The sequence below is a fragment of the Synechococcus sp. MIT S1220 genome, from assembly GCF_047303025.1.
Lineage (GTDB): Bacteria > Cyanobacteriota > Cyanobacteriia > PCC-6307 > Cyanobiaceae > Parasynechococcus.
Map to the genome: position 1 here is coordinate 292,978 of NZ_CP138939.1, position 14,835 is coordinate 307,812.

Annotated in this window: 14 protein-coding genes; 7 read left to right on the top strand and 7 right to left on the bottom strand. The window is 53.8% G+C overall.

Annotation, left to right across the window (positions count from 1 at the left end):
- Positions 1-7: 7 nt before the first annotated feature.
- Positions 8-1,960 (top strand): DNA polymerase III subunit gamma/tau, encoded by a 1,953-nt coding sequence (locus tag SIB64_RS01450; protein WP_413441572.1) that lies wholly within the window; start codon positions 8-10, stop codon positions 1,958-1,960.
- 136 nt (positions 1,961-2,096) lie between these two features.
- On the opposite strand, the gene SIB64_RS01455 is transcribed toward SIB64_RS01450, so the two are convergent.
- From SIB64_RS01455 to glsA, 5 genes are read right to left on the bottom strand one after another with little or no spacing between them, the layout of a single operon-like run.
- The gene (locus SIB64_RS01455) at positions 2,097-2,462 is read right to left on the bottom strand and encodes a hypothetical protein (RefSeq protein ID WP_413441573.1); all 366 of its coding nucleotides are present in this window, start codon (positions 2,460-2,462) and stop codon (positions 2,097-2,099) included.
- Between the two features lie 4 nt (positions 2,463-2,466).
- Positions 2,467-3,018: a CIA30 family protein gene (locus SIB64_RS01460; protein ID WP_413441574.1), complete on the bottom strand. Its 552-nt coding sequence runs from the start codon at positions 3,016-3,018 to the stop codon at positions 2,467-2,469.
- 4 nt (positions 3,019-3,022) lie between these two features.
- Positions 3,023-3,229 carry a hypothetical protein gene (locus tag SIB64_RS01465; RefSeq protein WP_413441575.1) on the bottom strand — a complete coding sequence of 69 codons (207 nt, stop codon included), beginning with the start codon at positions 3,227-3,229 and terminating at the stop codon, positions 3,023-3,025.
- A 38-nt stretch (positions 3,230-3,267) separates the two neighbouring features.
- On the bottom strand, positions 3,268-3,408 hold the full coding sequence (locus SIB64_RS01470) for a hypothetical protein (RefSeq protein ID WP_413443093.1): 141 nt from the start codon (positions 3,406-3,408) through the stop codon (positions 3,268-3,270).
- 32 nt (positions 3,409-3,440) lie between these two features.
- Entirely contained in the window at positions 3,441-5,279 is a 1,839-nt protein-coding gene (gene glsA, locus SIB64_RS01475) for a glutaminase A (protein ID WP_413441576.1), read from the bottom strand.
- A gap of 8 nt (positions 5,280-5,287) precedes the next feature.
- Here glsA and SIB64_RS01480 point away from each other — a divergent pair, with 8 nt between their 5' ends.
- The gene (locus SIB64_RS01480; protein WP_413441577.1) at positions 5,288-5,458 is read left to right on the top strand and encodes a hypothetical protein; all 171 of its coding nucleotides are present in this window, start codon (positions 5,288-5,290) and stop codon (positions 5,456-5,458) included.
- On the opposite strand, the gene SIB64_RS01485 is transcribed toward SIB64_RS01480, so the two are convergent.
- Positions 5,448-5,606, bottom strand: a complete 159-nt coding sequence (locus tag SIB64_RS01485) for a hypothetical protein (protein WP_413441578.1) — start codon at positions 5,604-5,606, stop codon at positions 5,448-5,450. The two genes, SIB64_RS01480 and SIB64_RS01485, sit on opposite strands and share 11 nt — an antisense overlap.
- Before the next feature lie 223 nt (positions 5,607-5,829).
- Between SIB64_RS01485 and SIB64_RS01490 the strand changes: the two genes are divergently transcribed.
- Complete coding sequence (locus tag SIB64_RS01490; RefSeq protein ID WP_413441579.1) at positions 5,830-6,417, top strand: hypothetical protein; 588 nt, start codon at positions 5,830-5,832, stop codon at positions 6,415-6,417.
- Positions 6,418-6,898: 481 nt separating this feature from the next.
- Complete coding sequence (locus tag SIB64_RS01495) at positions 6,899-7,534, top strand: hypothetical protein (RefSeq protein ID WP_413441580.1); 636 nt, start codon at positions 6,899-6,901, stop codon at positions 7,532-7,534.
- Positions 7,535-7,716: 182 nt separating this feature from the next.
- Here the strand turns inward: SIB64_RS01495 and SIB64_RS01500 are convergent, their stop codons facing one another.
- On the bottom strand, positions 7,717-7,923 hold the full coding sequence (locus SIB64_RS01500; protein WP_413441581.1) for a hypothetical protein: 207 nt from the start codon (positions 7,921-7,923) through the stop codon (positions 7,717-7,719).
- 549 nt (positions 7,924-8,472) lie between these two features.
- Here SIB64_RS01500 and SIB64_RS01505 point away from each other — a divergent pair.
- From SIB64_RS01505 to SIB64_RS01515, 3 genes are all read left to right on the top strand, one after another.
- Positions 8,473-8,778, top strand: coding sequence for a hypothetical protein (locus tag SIB64_RS01505; RefSeq protein WP_413441582.1), 306 nt, complete (start codon positions 8,473-8,475; stop codon positions 8,776-8,778).
- Positions 8,779-9,747: 969 nt separating this feature from the next.
- On the top strand, positions 9,748-11,928 hold the full coding sequence (locus tag SIB64_RS01510; RefSeq protein ID WP_413441583.1) for a VCBS domain-containing protein: 2,181 nt from the start codon (positions 9,748-9,750) through the stop codon (positions 11,926-11,928).
- A gap of 5 nt (positions 11,929-11,933) precedes the next feature.
- Positions 11,934-14,834: a VCBS domain-containing protein gene (locus SIB64_RS01515; protein WP_413441584.1), complete on the top strand. Its 2,901-nt coding sequence runs from the start codon at positions 11,934-11,936 to the stop codon at positions 14,832-14,834.
- The last annotated feature ends 1 nt before the right edge of the window (position 14,835 follow it).

The window sequence follows — 14,835 nt, forward strand, 5'->3', positions numbered from 1 at the left end:
GCGGCGCATGAGTACGGCCTACCAGCCGCTGCATCACAAATACCGACCCCAGCGTTTCGATCAGCTGGTGGGACAGGAGGCGATCGCCGCCACCCTCGGCCATGCCCTCACTAGCAACCGGATCGCGCCGGCGTATCTGTTCAGTGGCCCGCGCGGCACCGGCAAAACATCAAGCGCCCGAATCCTGGCCCGCTCACTCAACTGCCTGAGCAGCGACGGCCCGACTCCAGAACCCTGCGGAAGCTGCGAACTCTGCACCACGATCGCAGCGGGCACGGCCCTGGATGTGATTGAGATCGATGCCGCCTCCAACACCGGCGTCGACAACATCCGTGAACTGATCGAACGCTCACGCTTTGCCCCGGTGCAGGCGCGCTGGAAGGTGTACGTGGTGGACGAATGCCACATGCTCTCCACCGCCGCATTCAATGCACTGCTGAAAACACTTGAGGAGCCACCACCCCAGGTGGTGTTTGTGCTGGCCACCACCGACCCGCAACGGGTGTTGCCCACCATCCTCAGCCGCTGCCAGCGCTTTGATTTCAGGCGGATTCCTCTAGAAGCCCTTGAAACCCATCTGAGCTGGATTGCAGAACAGGAAGCGATTGCGATCCAACCGGAGGCCATTCATGTGGTGGCCCAGCGCTCCCAAGGGGGCTTACGCGATGCCGAAAGCCTGCTGGATCAGCTGAGCCTGCTGCCACCGCCGATTGAAGCCACAGCGGTGTGGGATCTTCTGGGCGCGGTGCCGGAACAGGAACTGCTGGAGCTGGTGCATGCGATGAGCAGCGCAGAACCGGTGGCACTGCTTGAGGCCACCCGCAACCTGCTGGACCGGGGCCGTGATCCCGGCGCCGTGCTGCAGGGTCTCGCCGGCATCCTCCGAGATCTGGTGCTGATGGCCGCCGCACCGGACCGGCCGGAACTCACCAGCGTGTCGCCCCAGTTCCGTGATCAGCTGCCGGATCTGGCCAAAACGATCGGCCGCGCCAGGCTGTTGCATTGGCAGGCCCAACTAAGGGGCACAGAACAGCAACTACGCCAGAGCGTGCAACCGCGGCTGTGGCTGGAAGTGCTGTTGCTCGGCCTGCTCGCTGAACCGATTGCGGCTGCGGTGCCACGAGCAGCGACGACGGCACCAGCACCGCCAATGCCAATGGTGCAAATCCAACCCGCAGCAACAGCCGCAGAACCAGCTGTTGCAACGAGCGGCACCAACCTGGCTGAGTTGTGGCAACAGATCCTTGGAAGCCTGGAGCTCCCCTCCACGAGGATGCTCCTGTCCCAGCAGGCTCAGCTGGTGCGGCTGGATCCGAACCGGGCCGTGGTTCAGGTGGCCGGCAACTGGATGAGCATGGTGCAGAGCCGAGCATCCTTGCTGGAACAAGCGGTGGCCAAAGCGCTGGGAGGCTCGCGCCAGCTGATTCTTGAACCCGGCAGTGGCGGCGCCCCCGCTGTGGCGGCCCCAGCACCAACCGTGCCGGTGCCAGTTCCAATGCCCCAGGTTCAAAGCCCACCCGCAGCAACAGCCGCCGCAAACGCCGCAAGCATTCCGGCGGAACCGACCGCAGCGCCGGTTCAAACACAGCCAACTGCGCCGCAACAGCGAACAGCACCGCAACAGCCAGCAACACCGGAACAGCCTGCAGCCGCGATTACGCAGGCTCAATCACCAGCAGCCCCACCCCAAGCCCAACAACATTCGGGACAAAAATCTTCAAGCCAACCGCCGGCCGGCCAACCAACTCACGATCAACAGCCGCCCGCACCACAGCCGTCCCACCCACAACCAGCCACGCCAAAAGCCGGGAAACCACAACCAACCTCATCCAGCCAACAACCAGCGACGCAGCAACCGCAACGGCCTGCTGAAGCATCGGGACTGGACCGGCAGGTCAAAAACCTGGCGGACTTCTTCAACGGCCAGGTGCTTGATGTGGATAGCGACGGGATCAACTGATCAAACGCAGACGAACAGGGGATCACAAGCACAGGAATACACCAAATCGATTCGATGCCGACACGGAATTGCTCCCTACCCGAACTCCATCGCCGCTGAATCGTTGGGATCAAAGCTCTAGAGAACCAATGCTGATTCAGCCTGGTTGCACCAACGAACGCAGACGCCGGCCTAGCGCCTCGAGCGGTGTCGCATCCTGAGGTGCACTGCAGCGCTGGCCCGATTCTCCATCCATCCACACCGGATGACGGCCGTGCCAAAGCATCGGTCGATCGGGCTGATCCCACCAACTGAGCATCAGATTAATTTCTTCGCCACTGCGGTAAATCTCCAATTCAATGTCGCGATCGGGGTGGCGTTGTCCATCGCCATCGCGGCATTCGATCCGCACATTCAAATCATCCAGCTCCGCTGCAGCGGAAGAATCAAGCGGCACCACGGCATGGCTCCAGGGCTTGAGGCAAACATCAGCAGCCTTGGCGATCAGCACCAACAAATCCATTGGATTAGGGAAGCGCGCGGATCGAGCGGATCAACAACCGGATCGGGCCAGGGCGAAAGCCAGGGTTGAGATTGCCGCCATCACCGAACTTGGAATGCAACACCTGAATCCGGGTGATGCCGGATCGATCGAAGCGCAACGGCAAACCCACCGGTTTGGCTCGCACGGTGGGGCGGAGATCCGCAAAGGGCACCACCACCTGAGTTGTTCCGTTGGGGTTGGTGGGAACATCAATCACCCAACGCAAACCACCGGGGATCAATTCCGTGAGGCCAAGTGCTCCATCGCGGCAACCGATGGCGATCTTGAGGGTGCGGCCTTCGCCATCCAGATCCAATTGCAGTGCCGAATACGGGGATAGATCCAACGGTGGTTGCAACCGGGGCGAGCGGCAGCTGACGAAACCGCCGCCACGTTCGATCAGCTCCCCCTCCAGGAGCAGGCCATCGTCGACCACACGGCAACCAGCTCGGGAGTTGCCGCCCATGATGGTGTCATTGAGGGAAGACCAGCCGTCTAGGCTGATGGGCTCTTGTTTCCCTTCAGTCTCGGCCATCGACTCAGCCATCACAGGCACGTGAACAAACAGTAGGAAGGCACCCAGAAGCAAGGGCAACCCGGCCCAGAAGCAGCTCTTCCACTTCAGACTTCCCAGGGTCCTGCACATAGCCGCACAGCCAACGCTTAAAGGTGTCAGGGTCGTTGGCCCTTAGCGCTGAGACGAGTTCATTCAGCAGGAACAGTGCAATGCGGGTGTCGAAGGTCATCGGTCAGACGTAACTGTCTGATGTGTTCCCCTCTCTGCTCAGGCAATAAAAATCCCCGCCATCCGCTCGGAATCCGCCTTGTTCATCTGGCAGCCGAAAGTGGTGATCCAGTAGCTGCCACGGTTGGAGGAAGCTGCTGGGGCTCCAGGCAGTGGTTTCGTTAACGGTGAAACTGTCATCGGATCAGTCTCGGACATTGGCCCGCCCAAGCTCATCGCTGCTCCAGAAGGCTGAGCTGTTGATTGGCGCGATCCACCTTGCGTGCTAAGTCGCGGTGGAGGGCCAAGATGATGTCGATCGCAACTTCCGGCTCCTCGTGCTGAAGCTGCTCGAAGGTGTCGCGGTGCAGCACAAGGCAGGTGCTGTCCTCATCCGCCACGAGGTCGGCTGTGCGGGGCAGGTTGTTGAGGAAGGCAATTTCACCGATGCATACACCTGAGCTGAACGTGGCGAAGCGGATCCGTTTGCTTGTTGTCGAACTCTCGATTCCTGCACTGATAAGGCCCGTCTCCACCAAAAAGAGTTCGGACCCTGCATCACCTTTGCGGCACAGCAGATCGTTGGTGCTGTAGTTGCGTCGCTCCAGCAGCGGCATCAAACGAGTCCTGGTTTGCTCGCCGAGGTCTGCCAACAGAGTGATGGAGTTGTTGGGGAGTCGTTCGCCAACCTGCGTGCAGTGCAACTGCTCCAGGAGGCGGTTCTCGACCGTTTCAAGTGCCCTATCAAGGCTTTCGAACCAGCCCACGGCTTCGCTTTCCTCTGTTGGCCAGAAATTTTTGAGGTGTTCTCCTCGACATGCCAGGCAACAAATTCCTTGCTTCTGCAGATTGCTGAGGGCATCGCGCAGCAATTGGACACTGACTTCCGGTAACGCCAACACCTGAGCCAGGTCGAGCACGACGAACGACTCATTCGTCGTGCTGCCTTCGAGGTGGGCCAGCAGTTCTTCCACGGCTGCAAAGTCAAGAACCCCTTGCACCTGCAGCACCTTGATCCGCTCGCCGTGTTCTTTCAGGAGATCGAAATCGACTTTGCTTCGCCAGCGGCGCGAATAGCGCTTTTGGCCACTGGTGGAGGAACGAATGACCGTTCCAGCACGATTGGGCTGGTCAAAGAGGTGCAGCTCGAGTCGTTTCGACAGCTCCTCACAAACAGCGATGCCCCGGCAGGAGTTGCCGTAGGTATCCAGGGGCGGTGAGTACACAGCGATGCCAAGGCGCCCTGGCACGACGGCCATCACGCCACCGCCGACGCCGCTCTTCGCAGGCATGCCCACGTTGTAGAGCCACTGGCCTGTGTAGTCGTACATGCCGCAGCTGCCCATCACCGCGAGGACATCGGTGTTGCACATGGCATCGAGCCCCACCACGTTCGTGATGGGATTTCGCCCTTGGCAGGCAAGAGTGGCCGCCATGACAGCAAGATCGCGGCAGCTCACAGACACGGCGCACTGTCGGAAATACAGCTCCAGCGCTTGCTCAGGTGAGGATGTGATCACATCAGAGTTGCGCAGCAGGTACCCAATCGCCCGGTTGCGGTGTCCGGTGTCCCTCTCGGAGCGGAACACGTCTTCGTCAACAGAGAGGCGTTTGCGTTTGCCAGCCATATCGGAGAGGAAATCCAGCAAGATCGATTCCGCTCGTTCGGGATCGTGGGCCCAGATCAGGGCAGTGGTGGCAATGGCGCCGGCGTTGATCATCGGGTTCCGGGGAATTCCTGTGACCGGATGAAGGCTGATGGCGTTGAAGGCATCGCCAGAGGGCTCAACTCCCACCTTCGCGAGCATGTGATCTGAGGAGAGGAGCTTCAGGGCCAGCCCAAACGCGAATGGTTTGGAGATCGACTGAATCGTGAAGTCCTTCGCTGTATCCCCCACTTCGTAAAGGCGACCATCGGTGGTGGCGATGACGATGCCGAAATCGTCGGGATTGGCCTTGGCTAACTCAGGGATGTAGTCAGCTGGCCGACCTTCGCGAAGATCTCTGAAGCGTGCATAAACATCCTCCAAGATTTGCTGAATTGCCGAGGAGTTGACCACGCGGTTTCCCATGGATGTTGGTGAGACTGAAAAGGGATTTGATTGATCTCACTGCTGAAACAGTGGGAGATCTGCCTCTTCTGTTACTGATTTGCCGGCTGCATGTTGCCCCTGCCATCCGAGATGGCTGGCCAGACTTCACCAATGCCCCGGTACCGCCCCAACAACACCTACAGAACTTCAACCCCTGAGGAGTAGCTGACGACCAAGGAGATCGCCACAGCACTGGATATCCACCCCAACACGCCAAAGCGCATCAAGACCGCGGGCCTGTTTGTCGAGGGCACTCACTTCAGGAAAATGAATCCGACCAAGCAGCGGAGCCGCCTTCGTTGGCACCTGGACCGCACTCGCGCCGGGCCATGGGGTTCTGACTGCGCAGCTAGCGGCTGCTAGTCATCGCGGAGAGCTAGCCCCACACGTTCGACAGCCTCAGACCTGAATATTTGCCCGTAGATTCTGCGGATGATCTCAACGCTCGAACCGAGCAGTGTGGCCACGTCGTAATCAGAGATGCGCTTGGCCGGGTCCGACTTAATTATCTGCCGCATGAGCCGCAGCGTTGCCGCTTGGCGCACCAATAGCGGATCTGTTCACCGGTCCTGATGATCCTGCTGCCGGTTTAGGTGCCGATACTGAACACTTCGTTGGCTCTGCAGCCCGTCACTGCCACAACCCCGACCATCCATGCCGTCTCAGGTGGGAGGAACTGTTCGACCTGGAGGATATCCAACAGGCGGCCGATCAGGTGATCATCGTCGACGTGCTCACGCGTGGGCGGCAAGGATTCCTTGTACCGGTACTTCTTCGGCACCTCGAACCCGACCAAGCCGGCCAACCTGGCCAGCCGGTATCAAGCGCCAGCCGCCCCCCTTCGGTGGGTCGTCCCTTGCTTGGTGGTCGCGATGAAGTCCACAAGGTTGGCTTGCGTGACCCTGCCCCCGCGTTCCTCCTCGATCTCATGGAGGGCCAGCAGCTCCAGATTCCTGAGCTTGTTCTGCAGCGCGGAGAAGATGGCCACAACACTTGCCAGTCCTATCCGTCTCTGCATCACACAGAACGTACAGAAGGAATGCCAGCAGTGATCAACGACCTCATCACGTCATCAAGGCTGGAGAGAAAAGATCTTCACCAAAGCGGGAGCATTTGACGGGTCGTTTTCGGTTACTGCGGCGCGGTCGCTCCGCTCATAACGCCTGTCAATCGATCAATCCTTGCACCTCTAGGCAATCAATATCATTGATTGGTCAATACCATTGGCATGCGAGGGTTATATTCATTTAGATTTAAATCATCAAACTACCCGTTCAGACTACCTCTACCTCAGCGCCGCCTGAAAGGGACTTCTTTGATTGGTTAATTTATTTGATTGTCTTCAATAATTCTTACGCTTGAATAGTGCAAAATGCAGGAATAGTGCAGTTTTGCCGCAAAGAGATTAGTATTCAACAACGAATTAACACACGCTCGTCCTTGATATTAACTCCTAAGTTTTTTGCGGATGCTGAAATTACAAACAATAGCTAAAGGGCCGCTACATGCCAATTGCTAAATTTTTATGAAAAAGTAACATTAAACATGAGAATCGCAAATCATGCTGCTATAGATGATCAACTCATGTCAAAAATAAAATGAGCACCGACGCCCCTTCACTGCTCTTTACAATGACTGGTCAGAAGGGACGGATAAAAAGACTGAATAAAAGTAGTGACAATTTTAAAATTTCCTTTGATATCAGCGACGATGGTTTGGTTTGGTTCCAGGATAGGCCGGGCAGGAATTCAGGAACTGGAGAGGTGTCATATTTCAGCGAGAAATTTAAAACTTTATTTGATGGCGACATGCCTAATTCTGCACTTTCCTACACGGATAAAGGCACTGGAGATAATCACACCCTGATTATCAAAAATAAATCCTTTAAGTACAACAAGAAAAAGGAAAGGCTTGTAACAAAAGCTGTCTTAGCAAATGATTACGATGAGACAGAGAATCCAGATGGAATCTCCTGTGGAATGAAAAATTCAATGTCAGATGACGAGCTAACTAATTACAAGGGAGCGAAATTTGATACCGGGAGTCTCTTTATTGATAATATGTCTAAAGATGATTGGGCTGCTATTGGTTATTGCGTTGGCTGCGCTGCAGCCATTGGAATAACAATTTACTTTTCAGAAGAATTAGCTGATATCATGAAGCAAGTTGTTCAAATTGATACCGCGATATGCAAAGCCTGTGTCAATGAAATAATCGCAGTAGAAAATCAGTAGACATTTGGATCCCATGACCATTACCAGATGTGATATTTGTTTCTGTTGATATGCAATAGCTCGCTTCATAATCTCATGAGAGCAATTGTCAATCGGATTAAATTAAATATTAAAATTATCAATGTGAGCGTTAGCTCCCAGCTCCTTAGAAGCGACGCTATCCAACTGAATCATTTCCAGATTCAGTTCCCTTCGGCACACTCACTTGTGGAAACCTCGGTAGCAGCAACACTTCCAATATAGTTATCCTCATTCCCACCAAAGCGGGTCAGATATGCAAATTTAATAATGTATGAGCCAATATTGTGAAAAACATTGTCATTGAAGCTGGCCCAGACTGCAAATTGCTGACCCTCAACAAGCATCTGCTCTGCGGCGGGGGGCTGCATCGTGATCAAGGGAATGCCCGTTATGCCTAGCAGGTTGATGCAGCAACTCAAGGCTCAGGTGCGATCCACTGCTCTAACAAAAGGGCAACAGGCATGACAAAGGGATTCACCAGCCGAACACCGCGTCAAGCCACACCGGAAGGCAGATCGTCCGTCCCAAACACTGAGCTGATCGGCACCACTGCCATCCATGGCGCAGGGCAAGGACTTCACTTTTGAAAACTACAATCGATGACACACCAGCCAAATAATTGCGCCGATTATGCGGTATGTACGGCACTTGCCGATCTACTTCTCCAAATAAAACATCAAACAACGACCAAAGATGTCCAACAAAAATCAGATGGGCAAACAATAAGGCAATATTTTCGAAGGAAGTCTCTTAATTTTTGCCAAAACGAAACGAGCCAGATCTCATCTAGATTTTGCGATTAAGAGTATATACACTTAGGAATAGAATCAAGCGACGCGGGCTTAACCTTAAAACAAATGGAAGTTCAATACACGTCAACTCGCGCAAGCTAAATTTAAAAAATTGCGTTAATGCTTATGGCAATTTTTGGCACGGCATTCGCTAACGCCGCTCTAAAAAGCGATGGATCTGTTGTTGTCTGGGGGGACAGTCGTTTTGGCGGCAATCCTGTAGATGTCGAGGGATTAAATTCAGTTAAAAATATTTATTCAAACATATATGCTTTTGCAGCACTAAAAAATGACGACTCTGTTGCTGTCTGGGGGGGCAGTGTTTTTGGCGGCAATCCTTCAGATGTCGAGGGATTAAATTCAGTTAAAAATATTTATTCAACTGAAGTCGCTTTCGCGGCACTGAAAAATGACGGCTCTATTGTTGCCTAGGGGAGTAATTCTTCTGGCGGCAATCCTGAAGATGTCAAGGGATTAAATTCAGTTAAAAATATTTATTCAACTGACCATGCTTTCGCGGCACTGAAAAATGACGGCTCTGTTGTTGCCTGGGGGCTTAATCGTTCTGGGGGCAATCCTGCAGATGTCGAGGGATTAAATTCAGTTAAACATATTTATTCAACCAGATTTGCTTTTGCGGCACTGAAAAATGACGGCTCTGTTGTTGTCTGGGGGGACAATCGTTTTGGCGGCAATCCTGCAGATGTCAAGGGATTAAATTCAGTTAAAAATATTTATTCAACTGAAGTCGCTTTCGCGGCACTGAAAAATGACGGCTCTGTTGTTGTCTGGGGGGACAATGATTCTGGCGGCAATCCTGTAGATGTCGAGGTATTAAATTCAGTTAAACATATTTATTCCAATGACCATGCTTTTGCGGCACTAAAAAACGACGGCTCTGTTGTTGTCTGGGGGGACAATGATTCTGGCGGCAATCCTGTAGATGTCGAGGGATTAAATTCAGTTAAACATATTTATTCCAATGACCATGCTTTTGCGGCACTAAAAAACGACGGCTCTGTTGTTGTCTGGGGGGACAATGGTTCTGGCGGCAATCCTGCAGATGTCGAGGGATTAAATTCAGTTAAAAATATTTATTCAACCAGCTTTGCTTTTGCGGCACTGAAAAATGACGGCTCTGTTGTTGCCTGGGGGAGCAATCGTTTTGGCGGCAATCCTGTAGATGTCGAGGGATTAAATTCAGTTAAAAATATTTATTCCACTGTCCGCGCTTTCGCAGCACTGAAAAATGACGGCTCTGTTGTTGTCTGGGGGGACAATGATTCGCAAGAATTTGCAAGTGTATCGAGTGAATTAGGGCCAGGGTCTATAGATGTGATTCTTCCATTAATCGAAACCGCAGAAATCAAAGGAAATAGCTCATCCGGTCTTCAACTAGTCTTGTCATTTACGGAAACAATTACCAACGCCATCGATGCTTTTCAAGGATTATCACTAACCAGCAATCAAAAAGAACTCTCATTGATTCCCATTGCTGAACAAAGCAACGGCAATGAACTTAGTTTCCGAATTGGAAATGACAACGCAACAATTGAACATGGAGAAAAGATCCTTTTATCTTATACGAAACAAAAGGATGGTGGAATTCACGATCAGGCCGGCAATTCACTGGAACCCTTTGAGATCCCCATTACCAATCCAATTCCCAAACCAAAAGCGATTGCTGAAACACCAACACAACCTGATCCAACTGTCGAGCCAAATCCAGTAGTCACACCTGATCCGGTAGTCAAACCTGATCCACTCACAGGGCAAGACACCGTTTTAGCCAATGCTCAGATCAATAAATCGGCAACACGCATCAGCCTTGAATTCACCGCTGCTCTCTCCACCGCAAACACCCTCTCACCATTCAACTTCGCCATCACAGGCAGCGATGGATCCGCGATCGATCTGAGGGCTGTCAGCGTCAGCAAGAACAACGCCAATCAGCTCAACCTCAAACTCAATCAAGGCAATCAATTTGCAGCAGGCAGCACCGTTCAGGTGGCCTACACCCAGCCCTCCAACAGCACAGCCCTAACAGATGCAGCCGGCAAACCCATTGAAAGTTTCAGCCAAAGCGGCATCTCCACCTACGGCACACCTGTGGCACCCCCACCCGAGCCAACAACACCCGAGCCAACAACACCAGAATCACCGCCAGCCAAGCTGGCACCCATCGCGAAGTACGACCTCTATCAATACGAAGGCGGTCAAGACAACCGCACGACAATTTCCTTTGGAGACAGCAAACAACGCCGCAAACGCGAAAGCGGTGTGCTCAAAAATGATCTCAATGTTGAACTCGATCCAACAAAGAATCCAACCACCTTCGTCACCGCGATTCGCCTCGGCGGGGCCGCAGATTCCGGCAAAGCAGGCATCATCGGCCAACCCATCACAGGCACCTATGGCCGCCTCACCCTGAACGCCGATGGCTCCTATGCCTACAACGCCACGGAACAATCAGCCGCTGATCTGCTCATTGGTGAAACCGGGTTTGATGATTTCACCTACACCATTTCCGATGGCACCAACAGCTCATCAGCGTCATTTAGTTTTGCCATCGCTGGCAGCAAGGAACGGCCGGTGGAACCAAATCCCGATCCAATAGAAACCCCGTCAACAACAACGCCAGAGGGCAACAACACCACACCCGCCACTGGCACCGGCACTACGATCAACATCGAAAACCTCACGATCAAGCTCGGCAAAGGCAAAACAATTGATTTAATCGGTGATCTGATCAGCCATGCCAAAACCAAAGGCTTCCTGAGCGCCAACCTCTTCCAGGCCAGCGATACCAGCAATCAACTCAAAGCCAAACTGCCGCCCCAACTGGGCTTAAGTCACCAGGGCACAGACGCCTCTGCAAACAGTAAACAGGCCAAGCTCATCCTCAAGGGGATCTACAGCACGCTCAACAGCAAAGACCGCAAGGCCCATCAACGGGATGCCATTCGTTATCTCAGTGGTCTGCCAGGCAAGCGGTCAGCGCGCGTAGATCTGCGCAGCATCACTCCTGAATCCCTGCGCAACGACAACCAACCCCTCAAAACCCTCGGCCTTGTTGGCACAACCAAAGGGCGCAACCTCAATGAGGCCTTGATTCTCGATGGCCGCAATCTGCCCAGCCAAACCAACATCCGGCTGGATCACATCGGTTTCCTCTCACTGTTTGGCGACATCCGCATCTCCAGCGGCAGAGGCGACAACCATGTGATCGGCGATCGCGCCGCCCAAACCATCAACCTCGGCAACGGTGAAGACACCGTGATCGGTGGTGCCGGCCAAGACACCCTCCATGGCGGCAAAGGAAACGACAGCCTCGATGGTGGCAACGGCGATGATGTGCTGATCGGCGGACCAGGTGCTGATCAATTCCGACTCTCCAAAGGCCAGGATCTCATTGAAGATTTCAACCTCAACCAAGGAGATCTGCTGATCACGAGCAACCCCGGCAAACTGAGCATCAACCAACAGGGAGACAATCTGCTGATCACCGGCCCCGGCGGTATCGACACCCTCTTGGCCGATATGGATCGCCGTGCCTTCCTGGCTGCTGATCCGTTTGGCTGATCGCCGTGATCCCTGCCACCGCAATTGGCCCTCAGCGGCATCAAAGCCACTGCCCCAGCAGCCACACCGCTCTGTTGCTGGTGGATGGGCACGCCCCCGATCTGCAGCATTGGCTTCCTGCGGCCAGGATCCCAGCCCAGACCATCCCAAGCAGCACTGATCCCCTACAGGCCATCAGTCGACTGCTGCATCAACAACGGCTGCAGGGTGCAGCCATTCAGGATCTGCATTTGATCGCCCATGGCAACAGCCGAGGTTTATGCATCAATCAGCATTGGCTCGACGCTGCAGCAATACAAAAACAACGATCACTGCTGTGGCGATGGAAGATCCAACGGTTGTTTCTCTGGAGTTGTGAGGTTGGTCAAAACCACGCCCTGATCGCATTGCTTTCAGAGCACAGTGGTGCCGACGTGTTCAGCAGCAAAACCAAGCTCAATCAACACACCCAGCAGCTGCTGCATTCCGCCACTGGCGCAACACAATGGCTGAATGATGTTGTTGCAGCATCGGCCATTCAGCAGTGGCAAGGCGAACTCAATACACCGCTAGACAATGCGGACTATGAATACAAAGCAGGCAAAGAAAAAACAAACACCTTAAAAACAATTCCAAGCGGTCACAACGTCACCTCTTTCACGATCAATGGCACAGAAGGAAGCGTTGGATCGGATATCTATGTTGATGGAACCTACGGGCGGTTCAAGTTAGATAGCGGCGGCAATTTTACCTACATCACCGACCGTGAAAGCGCCGTTGCCCTTGGGCAAGATGTGAAAGGCGTTGAACAGGTGAACTACGCCACAGCATCCAATGCAGATCCCTCCATCACGGCCTCAGGAACCATCTCTTTTACTGTCGTAGGCCTCAACGACACACCAGAGATCACGCTTCGCTCAAGCACAGCCAATCCTGAGTTCAGCCAAGGCTCAAGCAGCCTGATCGCCAATCAAACCAGCGTCGCCGAATTCAGCATCAATGATGTTGACGCCGGTGAAGCGATTCAAAGCATCAGCCTTGATCTCGACGACAATTCAATCCAGGCCTACAACCTCCAACCCAATCCACCGCTCAGCAGCTTGCCGGCCACGCTGAAGGTGGTACTAAGCCAAGCCGGCATTGATGCCATCAACGCTGGCAATCAACTGCCTGGCTTCAAACTCAACGCGACCGACCGCTCAGACGGTTTCGCCAAAACAGGAAAATCCGAAAAAATTCGACCAAAAGTCAACAGCAACCCAAGCCAACCCAATGGCACGCAACGTTCGCAAATCACACTCGAGGGGATCTTCAAGGTTAAGGAAGATGATCCCACCCCAGCCTCCGGCACGATCAGCATCAGCAATTCAGATCCCAGCAACAATCCAAGCTTTCCGGATCTCAATCTTGCTGGGCAATACGGCAGCTTCAGCCTTGCCTCCGGCCGTTGGCGATACGAACTAGACCAAAGCAAAGTTCAACATCTCACACCCGGCAATGCCAACAAAATCGGCGAAACATTCAACCTGAAAGCAACCGACGGCAGCAGCAAAAACATTGAAATCACGATCATTGGAACCAAAGATGACTCCGTGTTTTCTGGTGATCTCACGGGGAGTGTGCAGGTTGGCATCCCCAGCCGGGCCATCGCCACAGGAACACTCACCATCAACGATGCAGACCATGGCGACAACCCAACAATTGCTGGCAGCCAACAGATCGGCAACTATGGATCCTTTGGCTTTCTCAATGGCCAATGGCGCTACAGCTTGAACGCCGCCAAGGCGCAAACCATTGCCAAGCAGCAAAGCAAAACGGAACAATTCAAACTTCAAGCATCCGATGGTCAAACAACCACCATCACGATTGCCATTGACGGGCCAACACCAGATCTGACCAAAACCCCAACCACGACTCCAACCAAAACGGAGCCAGGGATCACTGGGACCATCACCCCAAAAAACACCAGCAACCTTCAAGGCCAGGGCCCAGCCGCAGCAATCCCAACCGTCAACAACACAAGCGTGACGGAGCTCAACATCGAGATCACTGACGATGAACAAATTGGGCTGCAACGCACGCTGATTCGCAACCAGCAAGCCACTGCGATTTGGCGCACGATCTCCGCCGATTCCAAGGCCAAAGCTGATGCAAACCAAGTGAGAATCAAGCTGCCTGCCCAACTGGCCTTAACCATTGATCAAACCCAATCCGGCTTCACTCGCGAAGACGCCAAAGCGCATCTGAAGGCCTTGCTGCACCGCATCAGTGGTGCAAAACAACGGCGGGCCATTCAACAAATTGCACGGTATGTGGAACAACAACCGCAAGACACCATCGGCGATCTTGATGCCGTGTTGCTCACCCCAAGGCAGCTCGATCGCGATCCAGATGAACCCTCTGCCTTGAGCCTAAAAACGCCACAACAGGACACTGAAAGACACCAACCGCTGGTCTTCGATGGGCGCGCCCTAGCCAAAGGCAGCCGGCTGAGGACGAACCAACTGGGATTTCTCTATCTGTTTGGCGCGATCGAAGTGCATGGCGGTACGGCCGCCAACCAGGTGATCGGCGATCGCTCCAACCAAACCATGAACCTTGGAGCTGGAGACGACATGCTCAGCGGTGGGCACGGTGATGATCAGCTCTTCGGGGGCCGAGGTGATGACCTTCTCGATGGCGGTGCGAACAATGACGAACTCACGGGAGGCAAAGGGGCCGATCTGTTCCGCCTCTCCAAAGGACATGATCAAATCCTGGACTTTCAACTGAACCGTGATCAGCTTTCGTACAAGGGGCCAATCCAGCAACTCTGGTTGACGCAACAAGGCGATGATCTGCTGATCGAGAGCCGAAATGGCATTCAAACGCTCCTGATCAACATCGATAAACGCGATGCCCTCATGAGCGACCTCTTTCTCACCTAAA

Excerpts from the sequence above, each read along its gene's own strand:
- SIB64_RS01450 (WP_413441572.1), top strand. The coding sequence starts at position 8 with ATGAGTACGGCCTACCAGCCGCTGCATCACAAATACCGACCCCAGCGT.
- SIB64_RS01455 (WP_413441573.1), bottom strand. The coding sequence starts at position 2,462 with ATGGATTTGTTGGTGCTGATCGCCAAGGCTGCTGATGTTTGCCTCAAG.
- SIB64_RS01460 (WP_413441574.1), bottom strand. The coding sequence starts at position 3,018 with ATGGCCGAGACTGAAGGGAAACAAGAGCCCATCAGCCTAGACGGCTGG.
- SIB64_RS01465 (WP_413441575.1), bottom strand. The coding sequence starts at position 3,229 with ATGACCTTCGACACCCGCATTGCACTGTTCCTGCTGAATGAACTCGTC.
- SIB64_RS01470 (WP_413443093.1), bottom strand. The coding sequence starts at position 3,408 with ATGACAGTTTCACCGTTAACGAAACCACTGCCTGGAGCCCCAGCAGCT.
- glsA (WP_413441576.1), bottom strand. The coding sequence starts at position 5,279 with ATGGGAAACCGCGTGGTCAACTCCTCGGCAATTCAGCAAATCTTGGAG.
- SIB64_RS01495 (WP_413441580.1), top strand. The coding sequence starts at position 6,899 with ATGAGCACCGACGCCCCTTCACTGCTCTTTACAATGACTGGTCAGAAG.
- SIB64_RS01500 (WP_413441581.1), bottom strand. The coding sequence starts at position 7,923 with ATGCAGCCCCCCGCCGCAGAGCAGATGCTTGTTGAGGGTCAGCAATTT.
- SIB64_RS01505 (WP_413441582.1), top strand. The coding sequence starts at position 8,473 with ATGGCAATTTTTGGCACGGCATTCGCTAACGCCGCTCTAAAAAGCGAT.